Origin of the sequence: Salinicoccus halitifaciens (assembly GCF_021026095.1) — a bacterium.
Lineage (GTDB): Bacteria > Bacillota > Bacilli > Staphylococcales > Salinicoccaceae > Lacicoccus > Lacicoccus halitifaciens.
Genome location: NZ_JAJNCU010000008.1, coordinates 1 through 12,429, shown reverse-complemented (window position 1 = coordinate 12,429; position 12,429 = coordinate 1). Strand labels below are relative to the sequence as shown.

Below are 12,429 nucleotides of genomic sequence, written 5' to 3'. Positions count from 1 at the left end.
AAAAAAACTGCAGATCTCAGATGATCTGCAGTATGGATTGCAAATTAAAACATTGAGCTTAAAGGTCCAAGCGGCAAATAGATGCCGAGGCCGATAGTGATGATGACGATTACGACCGCTGCGATCGTCAGGCCTTTTGCGGCCGGTGCACTTCTGTTCGCCCTGACGAGGCTGATTTCCATCAGTGCCACCGCTGCAAGGCCGAACAATACTTTAAGGCCGTACATCATATGGCCGTCGGATGCGCTGATGCCTTCCATATTCTGAATGTAGACGAGCAATCCGCTGAATATCAGAAAGATGTAGTCCGCCCTGAGGATCATATGCGTCATCTTCCCTGCATTATTCGGGCTGTCCCTCAAATAAAGTACGAGGGCGATGACATACAGGATCACTGCCAGGATAATGGTTGTCAAATGTAAGTGTATCATCCGTTCTTTCCTTTCCTGTTCAGTTTAAAATCATACGCATCAATTATAACACCGATTGCGACAAGATTTTAAGGGTCTATTTTTCAATATATGTCGTTAATGTGCCGATTCCGTTGACGGAAACCCGGATTTCATCACCCGGCTTGAGGAACTGCGGCGGGTTCATGCCTGCCCCGACACCGCTCGGCGTCCCCGTTGCGATCACGTCGCCCGGCTGCAGCGTGATGTACTTTGAAATTTCCGCGATGAGTTCGTCCAGTTTCAGCACCATGTCGCTCGTCGAACCGTCCTGCCTGATTTCCCCGTTCACTTTAGTCACGATGGAAGTCGATTCCGGATTCGGAAGCTCATCCTTCGTTACGATGAACGGCCCCATCGGTGCCGAGCCTTTCAGGTTTTTGGCAAGGAACGCCTGTGCATGCTCCCTCTGCAACTCACGTGCGGTGATGTCGTTTAAAATCGTGTAGCCGTATATATAGTCGAGCGCCATGCTGCTGTCTATCTTCCATGCCTCTTTACCGATGACCACGGCGAGCTCACCTTCGTAGTCCAGCTCCTTCGTGATGTCCTGGTGGTTCGGGATCACCGCCCCGTCACCTTCCAGGCTTGAAGCGGCCTTTGTGAAGACGTAGAGGCTCTCCACCTTGCTCTTCATCTCTTCGGCGTGAGCCTTGTAGTTGCGGCCGAGCGCGATGACATTGTTCGGCGGCGTGACCGGCGCCAGGAATTTTATTTCGTTGAATGGTGCTTTGTATTTGTCCGGATCTGACGATCCTCTTGCTTTTTCAACCAGTTTTCTCACGATTTCCTGAAAATCGAGTGTATGATAAGTCGAGATCCCCTCGAGCAAAGTTTTCGGATAGTTTTCCTCTTCCCCAAAATCTGCAAACAATTTCGGCAAGATCCATGCACTTTCCTCACGTTTCACTTTTACCCCATAATAAGTGCTGTCCTGATATTCAAAAGTCAAAAATTTCATGGAATTCTCTCCTTAAATTGTATTTGAATATATTATATCAAACATCGATGCTTAATTCTTTCATTTCTTAATATTCACAACACTCAATTGTTCCAGGGTTTTTATTTCATAACGTTTCAAAATGACGCCGAGCACGAGCAGTGCTGCGTACACCGCAAGCACTATGAGCACCGTCGTCATGATCGATACTTCACCGAACAGGCCGAAGCCCGGACCGTAGAATAAAACCACCATCACGAAATTGAAGACGATGTACAGTGTGAGCCCCTTCTCCCCTGCGGCGGCAAATAATGCACGCACTTTGCCCGGCAGGTACAGGCCCGCGAGCAAGAGTGCCATGAAGTAACCGGCACCGAGCAGCGGCCCGCCGAAGTAAACCGCGAACGTCGTCGCTGCAAATGAGCCGAGTGAGAGGATCTCGATGATCTTTATCATGATGCCGCCCGTGATGAGCGCCGCCGCCACCGCAATCATCATGCCCGTATTGTCTTGGATGAGCCTGCCGATATCGAAATGATGGAGCACCATGCCGAGGAAGATCCACGGCAGGATGGTCAATGTCCACATGAACCAACTGCCCAGCTGGTAAGTCATGAACACCTCGATGTTCAGCCCGATGATCGCGAAGTAATCCGACCCGCCGAAGACGCTGCTGAAGCGGTTCACCTGCTGGATGCTCGAGTAGATGATGTCACCCGGCGAGCCGAATCCGCTCCACAATATGATCAGGCCGTTGAAGAGCAGATGCAGGGCGAATAAAAAACCGAATGATGCAAGTATGATCTTCCAATCGAGCCTGAGGAAAAGTGCTGCGATGATGCTCATGATGATGATCCCCGGCAGCACGTCGAATCCGAAGAAAAACACCGTCGATATCAAGATGAAGAACAGCATGACGACGAGCGTCAGGATGACGTCCGCCGGCCGGTGCGTCCTGAATGTCATCAGCAGATAGCCTGCAGCGATTGCTATGAGCGGGACCACCGCCCCGCCGATGAACATGTTCATGATCTGGTAGTTCGTCCTTTCCGAGCCGTGGAAATACTCATAAGGGTTGATGACATCAAGCGGCACTGAAAACCTCATCCCGTTATAAATTGCCAGCAGAAAGATTGCGGCACCGATTACAAAAAATATGTGTTGTCTATTGTCAGTCTTCAACTTTTATCGCTCCATATAAAAAGAAATACAGATATACTTCCACTTCCCTGCCGAGTGCTTTTTCAGCCGAGCGGCGGTAAATATCCATCTGTGTCCTGTAACGTTCCGCAAGTTCCCGCTTATCCGCACCGGGCGGCACCCAGTCCGTCTTATAGTCTATGATCGTGTAATGCCCGTCGATTTCCAGAAGACAGTCCATGATCCCCTGGACGATCTGGGCTTCATGCTCCGAGTAGCCGATCGCCCGCTGGTTCATTATGAAGGGGATCTCCGTATGGATCTGCTTCTGGTTTTCAAGCAGGTCCATCATGACCGGATCATTGAAGAACCTCGAGATGTTGTCCTTTATCCTGTACACATGGACGTCGGTCAAAAACGTCTCCCTCTCGCGGATCGTTGAGATCAGCCGGTCGATGTACGCTTCCGCTTCGGCGGCGCCGAGTGCGGAGAGTGTGGCCCAGTCATTCATCAGGTGCATCATCACTTCGTGCATGACCGTACCGAAGATCGGTGCTTCAACACCCCGGTTCAGGAATTCCGGCTCCCGCAGGTTGACGTTCCTCGTATGCCGGACGATTTTGGCATCATCCGGATGCGTACTGTTTTTGCGCTTGATTTCCGTGACGGACTCTTTATGGACGAGGTCCGTGAGCCCCGGACTGTGGTAGCGGTGGCTGAACTTCTCATACAGGGATTCCCCCCGTCCCGCTTCCACATTCAAAAGCGTCTCCGGAGACAGATGATACATCTTCTCCTCTTCAGCCACATCCTTGATTTCAACATCGATGAGTTCAAGGAAATCATACTCCGAATCGATCAAGTATTTCAGGACCGGAAAGATCAGTTCCTGCACGCTGTTGATGTTCAGCCTGTAATCGGCGAGCACCATACCGCCGTTGTAGAGGTATTTCTCCTTCTGTTCCTTCTTGAAGACGACGGGGATCGTCAGCTGCTCCACCGCCCGCGTCATCGCCACATAGATCAGGCGCATCTCCTCTGAAATCGTCTCCTTCTTGATGTATTCCTGCATGACGATTGAATGGATGCTCGGCAGGATCGTATTGTCACGGCTGTTGAAACGCTTGAAGCCGATGCCGTAGTCCGCATGGACGATCACCCTGGCATGCAGGTCCCTGAAGTTCAGGTTCCTGTGTATGCCGGCATAGATGACATGGTCGAACTCGAGCCCCTTCGATGCATGGATCGTCATCACCCGGAGGATGTCGTCATCCGGCGACACGGTGTTCTCTTCGCCGAAGTCCTGACCGTCCGCGATCATCCTTGTGATCGTCGTGATGAACTGGTAGAGGGAGATATGCGACATCTCCTCGAATTCCATCGCCTTCTCGACGAGCCCGTTCAGGTTCGCCCGCCTGTTCTGCCCGCCCGGCAGCCCTGAGAAATATTCCAGAAGATTGAACTGGTAATAAATTTCATCGATCAGTTCGGGTACGCTCAAATACCGCTCCTGTGTGCGCAGTTCATCGAGCACCGTGAAGAAGCCGTCCAGCCGCTTCTTAAGATCGTCCTCCGCCTCATATTCCCGGGCGGTCTCATACATATAGACCGCATCCGAACAGGCACGGATCTTCGCGATATCCTCCTCGTTGAAATCGAACTGTGGCAGGCGCATCGTGCCGGTGAAGTGATCGTCCTGCAGCGGGTTGTCGATGATCGACAGTATGCTCAGGAGCGAACGCACCTCAAGGGTGTCGAGGTACCCGGTGCGGTTGTTGACGTAAACCGGCAGACCCGCTTCACTCAGCATTTTCCGGTAGTCTTCATTATCCGTCGTATTGCGTGTCAGGATGACGATGTCCCTGTAATCCGCCCCGCGTGACACTTTATCCTTGATGACATCGATGATGTGCCTGATTTCGGCATTCCCTTCGATCTCATCGGCTTCTTCGATCACATGGAGCTCCTGTCTGATTTCCGGTGCATCCAAGTAGTTGCCCTGGACGAGCTTCTGGGTGTCATCATATTCGATTTCACCGACCGTTTCGTCCATGATCCTTTCAAACAGGCTGTTGGTCAGATCCAGCACTTCACCCCTCGACCTGAAGTTGTGGTTCAGATTGATGATCTTCCCGCTGCCCGGTCCCTTGAAGCGGTTCGCTTTTTCGATGAAGAGCGACGGGTCCGCCTGCCTGAATTTATAGATGGACTGCTTCACATCCCCCACCATGAACAAATTGCCGTCCTTCTCATCCCCGGTCTTGATCAGCGAGATGATCGCCTCCTGCACCCGGTTGATGTCCTGATATTCGTCTATCATGATCTCCTTGAACTGTTCCCGGTAAATTTCAGCCACTTCCTGGTCATTCGCATTCAGTATCGCGAGGGCATAGTGCTCATAATCGGAGAAATCCATTTCATTCCGGAGGTTCTTCTGATGTCTGAAACTCTCCAGCACATTGATGGCGATGCGGATGAGGGTGTTGTTCATCTCATTCATCGGCGACAGTTCATCCGCCGCATCCTCCACGGTGTAGGCAGGGAGTGACAGCAGTTCATTATAGGACTGCTTGACTTTATTCTGGGTGTCGGTCAGGTGTTTCTTCTCATAGGGATCCGCGATCTTTTTGAAGAATGCCGTTCGCCCGTCCTTCAGGGCAAAGGGCGGCAGATCGACGGCTTCGCCCCGGAGGTTCGCCTCCCGGGCCCGCTCCACCGCACGCATCAGGTCGGAAAGCGCATCAAATGCATCGCGCTTCTGCGTCTCCTTGATGTCTTCATGGTAGACGGCGTTGTACCCCTTATGCAGTTCATCGAGCGACGTTTCGAGTGCAATCAGCTTATGCCTGATGATTTCATTATATGAATCGACGATGGCCTCAAGATGCGATGCGTCCTCGTACTGGTCAAGCCGGCTTTCGAGAAAACTGAGCGGATCGGGGCTCGCCACCGCGGTGAAATAGAGGTTTTTGATGATTTCAACCAGGCCGCTGTTGTTCTTATCCGAAGATGTCATGAACGTCAAGTCCGTGAAGACATCCGTCCCCTCCGCATAGTAGTCCTCAAGCACCCGGTCGATGACCCCGTCCAGCCTGATCTGGCCTTCTATATCCGACAGCGTCCGCATATCCGGCGGGATGCCGATGACGTTGTAGTGCATCCGTATAAGGTAGAGGCAGAAGCTGTGGAGCGTCGAGATATGCGCCCCGTTCAGCTTCAGTATCTCCTCGTTCAGCCTCGGGTCCCCCGTCTCCGCATGCTTTTTGCGCAGCTCTTTTTCGATCTTTTCCTTCATGTCCCTTGCACTCATGTTCGTGAAGGTGGAGACGAGCAGTTCGTCCACAGAATACCTGCCGCCCACGATGTTCTGTATGATCCGCTCGACGAGCACGGTCGTCTTTCCGCTGCCTGCTGCGGCGGAAATCAGTATGTCCGAGCCCGTGTAATGGATCGCTTCATATTGTTCATCCGTCCAGGTCACCATCAGAGGCCACCTCCCTTTCAAACGCTTCAATTTCCGATTCTTCCACTTTGTTCTCCCGCATCTCGCGGGCATTCATCAAATAGTCCACCCGGCAGGCGAATTTGAAGTCGCAGAAGCTGCACGGCAGCACATCCCCCGTCGACATCGGGTTGACTTCATTCGCCCCTGAATAAATTTCATCCGTCACTTTCTTATACATTTCAATCACATAATCCGCATAATGGCGGAACAGTGCCGGGCTGAAATACCGCCCTTTCGTCATGCCGTTGATCTTGCCTTTGGCGCTCACCGTGATCGGGTAGAATTCGCTGTAGTCCTTATACTCCTCCACCGATGACAGCAGTCCCGTCAGGCCGATCGAGGACTCGTCCATATATTCATCGTACTCGGGATGTTCATTGATGAAGGCGCCGTCGGGCTTGAGCTGTTTATTCTGCTCCTTCAGTATTTCGGCGGGTTCGGCCTCCGCTTTCAGATTGAGTACGGGGTCCTTCACCGGGAAGAAGAGCATGCTGTTCGGCCGCACTTCGCCTTCGAACAGATCGGTGCCGTTCGTTGTCAGCACATGCATGTAAGTGATCATCTGCAGCTCGAGGCCGTTCAGTATCCCTGCACGCGAAATCTTCCTCGTGCTCGATTTGTAGTCGATCAGGTTGACATAGGCATTGCCGCCGCTCTCATATACATCGATGCGGTCGATCTTACCCCTCAAGGAAATCTTCCTGCCGGCATCGCTTTCGAAGGTGACTTCGCCGAGGGAATCACGTGATTTGCCGAATCCGAGTTCGACATGGGCAATTTTGTACTCGCCGAGACGCTCGATGTCCCGCATGAAATAAATCAGCCGGGTCAGCGCATCTTTTGCCCTCCGCTTAAGCGAGGCATTGTAATATGAATCATTGAAGATGCCGTGCTGTATCGCTTGTGCTTCCTCGTCGATCGCCGTCTCCGTGACTGTTTCGATGTGTGCATCCTCATGCTGGAATGTGAAATCCAGCTTGCGCGTCACATTTTCAAGCACATGGTGGTAGAGGTTACCGAGGTCGAGCGGCGCCACCTTGTAAGGCTGCCTGACGTTCAGCTTGAGGCCGTAATTCGCAAAGTGCTGGAACTGGCAGCGGTTGAACGACTCGAACCTCGAGACGCTGGCATGCATCGATTCGCCGTAAAGTGCTTCGGCGGTGGCCGGGGTGATCGGGGTCGCGCGGTTGTCATCGGTGAGGCTCAGGTTCAGCCTCTTGTACATGCCGGTCGTATCATGGCTTTTGATGATCTGGTACAGCCGGATCCATGTCGCATACTCCGGATAGCGCGCGAGTTCACTGATCGGAACGTTGTGTATGCCGAGCAGCTCCCTGAGCTTCAGATGGATCAGCGCCTCCATGCTGCGTGCCGATGACACCAGTTTTTCAGGCTCGAACTTCCCGTACAGGGACGTCCGGCGGTACACCAGATCCCTCTGGTAGTCATGCTGCGGGATGATCTCTTCGACGAAGGGGCTGATCTTGGTCGGCTCCCCGCCCTGCAGCATGTTGGAAAAGCTGATGTGGAGCCCCTCGCTTGCCCGGGTCGCCCCGTGGTAGAAGACGAACCGCTCATCCTGTGCGAGCACTTTGGCGCTCGGCGAAAGGATGATGTCGTGGGCTTCGAAGAGTTCTTTTTCCTCTTCCCTGATGAGCGCGTTGCTCCGCGTCTCCCTCGGCATCACATTGCGGTTCATGCCGATGATGAAGACATGCTTCTTATTTTCGACTTTGGCGAGGTCGAGGTTGCCGATGATGACCTGGTCGATCGTCGACGGGAGCAGGCTGAATTCCGCATTCAAAAGGCCGTCCTTGAACGTTTCATGGAAGATTTCAAATGAGACGGGCTCCTCTTTGAAGACGATGTATGCATCATCCAGCATCTTCACGAAATGGTTGAATGCCTGCTCCGTCTCATCACGCTTCACGATGTCGCCGGTCTCCTCAAGCGCATGGATTTCCGCTTCGACCTTCTCCATGATGCCCTCTTCTGCAAGGAACTCATGGATGATCGTAATGTACTGTAGGACGTTCTCCGCTTCGTCGAACCGGTCGAACAGGCGGGACAGCCGGCCCAGCACGTCATTTTTGAAGTCGAGGAGGTCCGCCACCTCATCACTTACATCGATCTCCCTGATCTCACCTTCGCCGTCCCTGAACCGCCTCACGGTGAAGAGCTCATCTTTGAAAAGTGCACTTCTTGTCAGTCCGCGCTCCAGTGCGAAGTTTTCAAACTGGAATATGAAGTCACGCTCTTCGGGTCCTGTCATATATTCCGCCTTCAGCACATCCATCAGGGCGGTGAATTCGAACCTGCGCATGTAGCATTCCAGCACCGAGATGATGAACTGGACGAACGGGTGGGAGTGCATCGGCACCTTCTGGTCCACATGGTAGGAGATGTCGAACCTCCGGAATATCGATTCGATATGACGGATATAGGACTCGTCGCGGTAAAGTATCCCGATCTCCCTGTAATGGATGCCGTCTGCTGTCAGCCGCTCGATTTCACGTGCGACATTCGTCACCTCATCGATGATGTTCGGTGCTTCCGTGATGGTGATGCCGTCATAGAGGGTCATGGGTTTTCCTTTCGAGAAGTATTCCTCGAGCTGGATCAGCCCCATCTTCCCGGAGCGCCTGAACTCGTCCTCGAAATGGACGATGTTGACCGCGCTGCCGAGCAGCTCCTGAAGGCGTGTGATGCTCGCATCCGTCTTTCTGAAGAGGGTTTTATTCTCACCCTTGTGGGTGAGGAGTATATTGATCGCCTTAACCCGCTTCGCCAGTGCCGCAATCAGCTGGAACTCGCTTTCCGTGAAGTTGTGGAAACCGTCGATGTAGATCACGGCGTCCTTCAGCACTTTGATGTCGGGATTCATATCCAGTGCCGTCATGAATGTATTGATGATGTTCAGATCTTCTATATTAAGCTCTCCGATGAGCTCGAGCCAGTTCTCATAAATCCGCGTCAGGTCGTAAAGTTTGTCCTGGTAGCGCTCCTTTTCGGATCTGACGCTGCCGATGTCGTCGACCGACACCTGGTATGTCCTAAATTCCTTCAGCATATCGAGCACCTTTTTGGAGAATCTGATGTACTGGCTCGAATCCTGATAATATTTGAAGCTGTCCTTCATATCATCCATCAGCTTATGCAGGAGCATCACCTGGCCGCTTTCACTCAGCGTCTCACGGCTGTTCCCGCCGATTTCGTTGAATATATGCCAGATGAACCTCTGGAAGCTGAACACGCCGGCCCGGAGGCTGCCGGTGAGGTTTTCATTCCTGCCGGCGGTGAGTATGCGTTCATACTGCAGTGTGTTCTGGGTCGGCGTGATGATGTAGATGCTCGATCCGAGCGGCTCATCCAGCGTTATCGCTTCGATCTCCTTGAACATCTGGTCCGTCTTGCCCGTACCGCTGACGCCCGTCCAAATATTGACTCTCATGGTCCCACTCCTTTATAAGTAAATAAAAGACACCCTGAAAAAAGGTGTCTTAATATGGTTAAAAATTGACTGTGATCTCGTTCAGCGGCCAGAATCTGAGCTGGACTTCGCCGACGATGCTGTCTTCATGGATCAGCCCGAAGTCGCGGCCATCCCTTGAAACCGGACGGTTGTCGCCGAGCACCAGATAATGGTCTTCCGGGATCACATCCCCTTCCACCCCGAGGTCACTCAGTGTGAAGTTGTCCATGTACGATTCCCCGGTGTGCACCACGTAATCCTCTTCGAGCGGCTCCCCGTTGACGTAGACCTGCTGATCCCGCATCTCGACCTCATCACCCGGCGTGCCGATGACACGCTTCACATACGCCGGACCCATATCAGAATCGAATACGACGACTTCCGGGTATTCATAATCGGTGAAGTTATCCATGAATTTGTTGACGACGACGCGGTCGCCGTCCTGCAGTGTCGGATCCATGCTGAGTCCGTCGACCGTATAGGTGACGAAGAAGAAGGTCCTGATCACCACGATTAACATTATGGCGATGGCAATCGCCATCACCCATTCCAGAATTTCTTTTTTCACTGGGATGCACCTCTATTTTTTCAATTTCTTATTCAAATAACGCTGATACCATTTCGAGAAAAAGTATAATAACGCCAATAATATAAGGGAGACGGCAAGCCGCACCGGCGAGTTGAAGAATTCCGTGATGTCATAGCCGACCAGCGCCATCGAGCCGATCATGATCAGTTTGGCGGCGACCAGTATCAGCAGATACACTTCACTCCTCATATTTGACAGGGCCGCAATCACGTTCACGACGGAGGTCGGGGTGAAGGGCAGCGCCAGCATGATGAATGCGAATGTGAACCCGCGTTCATCGACGAAGCGGAGCAGTTTTTCAAGGTTCTCCCTTTTGTGGATGTACCGCTGTGCTGCATTCCGGAACAGGAACCTGACCGTCAGGAAGACAAGGAAACTGCCTGTCACCGTTGCCGAGTAGCTCATTATGAAGCCGACGATGAAGCCGTAGGAATTGATATTTAAAATGACGATGGCAAACAGCGGCAATACCGGAATGAAAGCTTCCAATATGACCAGAAGAAAGCCCGCCAGCAGGCCGAATTGCTCGAACTGTTCGAAGATCGATCGTATCCCTTCCTCGGTTGTGAATAATTCTATCCAACGCTCCAATGAAATGACCCCGCAAAAAAAGATTATAGGCTATATTGCAATAATATAGCCTATTCCAAGATTACATTTAATTATATAATTTTTAACGGAGTCTGTCATTCAATTCCTTCTGCAATGCTTCGAACCCGGGTTTGCCGAGCAGTGCGAACATGTTCTTCTTGTATGCCTCGACACCCGGCTGGTCGAAGGGGTTGACCCCGAGCAGGTAACCGCTCATCGCACAGGCGAGCTCAAAGAAGTACACAAGGCTGCCGAATGTCCGCGCCGAGAGGTCCGGGACGGTGATGAGGATATTCGGCACACCGCCGTCCACATGGGCGAGCATCGTGCCTTCGACCGCTTTCTTATTGACGGCATCAATCGTCATGCCGGAGAGGTAATTCAGGCCGTCGAGATTTTCTTTATCCTCCTCGATTGTGATGTCGCTCATCGGTGCCTCGACGGAGAGCACCGTCTCGAACAGGCCGCGCTGTCCGTCCTGGATATACTGGCCCAGTGAATGGAGGTCGGTCGTGAAATTCGCGCTGTGCGGCAGGATGCCTTTATTGTCCTTACCTTCACTTTCGCCGAACAGCTGCTTCCACCATTCCGCAAAATATTTCAGGCGTTCGTCATAATTCGCAAAAAGCTCCGTGTGATAGCCTTTTTTGTACAGGATGTTCCTGATTGCCGCATACCGGTAGGCCGGGTTTTCGGAGACGTCTTTATGTGAAAGTTCTTTTTTTGCATCTTGTGCGCCTGCCATCACGGCATCGATGTCGATACCTGAAGCGGCCATCGGCAGAAGGCCCACCGCGGTCAGGACTGAATACCTGCCGCCGATGTCGTCCGGCACTGTGAACGTCGCATAACCTTCCGTATCCGCAAGCTGCTTCAGCGCGCCTTTGCTGCGGTCGGTCGTGACGTATATCCGGTCCCGTACATCGTCATACTTCTCTTCAAGCAGCTGCTTGAAGATGCGGAAGGCGATCGCCGGCTCCGTCGTCGTGCCTGATTTGCTGATGACGTTGATGGAGAAATCCTTGTCCCTGAGGTGATCTTTGAGCTCGTTCATATAATGTGCGGAGAGGTGATGCCCTGCGAAGATCACTTCCGGCCCTTCTTTTTTGAAAGTCGGGTTCAGCATCTCGAGGGCCGCCTTCGCACCGAGGTAGGAACCGCCGATGCCGATCACGACCAGCACATCCGAGTGGCCGTTGATTGCCCGTGCCGCCTCTTTGATCCTTTCGAACTCATCCTTGTCATAAGTTTCCGGCAGGTCCGTCCAGCCGAGGAATTCGCTGCCCGCACCCGTCCTCTTCTCGATTGCTTCGTGCGCCGCTTCTATGTACGGCTCCAGCATGCCGATTTCATGATCGCCCGCAAAATGCCGGGTATGCTCAAGATCCAGCCGGATAAAATTCTCAGTCATCAAACCATCCCTTTACAAATATCTTTTAATTAATTGTAGAAATGTACAGACAGGAAATCAACTGATATCCCTTTGGGGTGGTGTCATGGGCGCGATGCGCCGTGGCGTGACATAAGTCGGTGGTGAGGAGTGAAGTTATGCCGAAAAACGCCTTCCCGTGACACGAAACGGCCGCGAAGAGTGAAGTTATGCCACAAAACGCCTTCCCGTGACATAAGTTGACCGCAAAGAAGGGAGTTATGCCGAAAAACGTGTCAAGTCCAGAATCCTGTGTAATAAGGTATATAGTACCTCATGCGAGTGAGATCACTTTGGGTTTTCCTCCCCCGGCC

8 protein-coding genes are annotated in these 12,429 nt (G+C 52.4%); all 8 read right to left on the bottom strand.

Translation table 11 applies throughout. The annotated features are described in order from the left end of the window. Positions 1–44 precede the first annotated feature (44 nt). The 8 genes from LPW40_RS11610 to LPW40_RS11575 all read right to left on the bottom strand — a co-directional run bounded on the left by LPW40_RS11610 (position 45) and on the right by LPW40_RS11575 (position 12,097). Positions 45–416 (bottom strand): DUF1516 family protein, encoded by a 372-nt coding sequence (locus LPW40_RS11610; RefSeq protein ID WP_230822417.1) that lies wholly within the window; start codon positions 414–416, stop codon positions 45–47. 91 nt (positions 417–507) lie between these two features. After that, positions 508–1,410: a fumarylacetoacetate hydrolase family protein gene (locus tag LPW40_RS11605; RefSeq protein WP_230822416.1), complete on the bottom strand. Its 903-nt coding sequence runs from the start codon at positions 1,408–1,410 to the stop codon at positions 508–510. A gap of 60 nt (positions 1,411–1,470) precedes the next feature. After that, the gene (locus tag LPW40_RS11600) at positions 1,471–2,571 is read right to left on the bottom strand and encodes a DUF418 domain-containing protein (RefSeq protein WP_230822415.1); all 1,101 of its coding nucleotides are present in this window, start codon (positions 2,569–2,571) and stop codon (positions 1,471–1,473) included. Further along, on the bottom strand, positions 2,561–6,013 hold the full coding sequence (addA, locus tag LPW40_RS11595; protein ID WP_230822414.1) for a helicase-exonuclease AddAB subunit AddA: 3,453 nt from the start codon (positions 6,011–6,013) through the stop codon (positions 2,561–2,563). Before addA ends, LPW40_RS11600 begins: the two co-directional genes overlap by 11 nt. Then, entirely contained in the window at positions 5,994–9,485 is a 3,492-nt protein-coding gene (locus LPW40_RS11590; protein ID WP_230822413.1) for a PD-(D/E)XK nuclease family protein, read from the bottom strand. Before LPW40_RS11590 ends, addA begins: the two co-directional genes overlap by 20 nt. 58 nt (positions 9,486–9,543) lie before the next feature. After that, positions 9,544–10,074, bottom strand: coding sequence for a signal peptidase I (gene lepB, locus LPW40_RS11585; protein WP_230822412.1), 531 nt, complete (start codon positions 10,072–10,074; stop codon positions 9,544–9,546). Positions 10,075–10,086: 12 nt separating this feature from the next. Then, positions 10,087–10,686 (bottom strand): TVP38/TMEM64 family protein, encoded by a 600-nt coding sequence (locus LPW40_RS11580; RefSeq protein WP_230822411.1) that lies wholly within the window; start codon positions 10,684–10,686, stop codon positions 10,087–10,089. 82 nt (positions 10,687–10,768) lie between these two features. Then, positions 10,769–12,097, bottom strand: coding sequence for a glucose-6-phosphate isomerase (locus LPW40_RS11575; RefSeq protein WP_230822410.1), 1,329 nt, complete (start codon positions 12,095–12,097; stop codon positions 10,769–10,771). Positions 12,098–12,429 lie beyond the last annotated feature (332 nt).

Bases quoted from the DNA above. Each gene is read 5' to 3' on its own strand.
- LPW40_RS11590 (WP_230822413.1), bottom strand. From the start codon at position 9,485: ATGAGAGTCAATATTTGGACGGGCGTCAGCGGTACGGGCAAGACGGAC.
- addA (WP_230822414.1), bottom strand. From the start codon at position 6,013: ATGGTGACCTGGACGGATGAACAATATGAAGCGATCCATTACACGGGC.
- LPW40_RS11605 (WP_230822416.1), bottom strand. From the start codon at position 1,410: ATGAAATTTTTGACTTTTGAATATCAGGACAGCACTTATTATGGGGTA.
- LPW40_RS11575 (WP_230822410.1), bottom strand. From the start codon at position 12,097: ATGACTGAGAATTTTATCCGGCTGGATCTTGAGCATACCCGGCATTTT.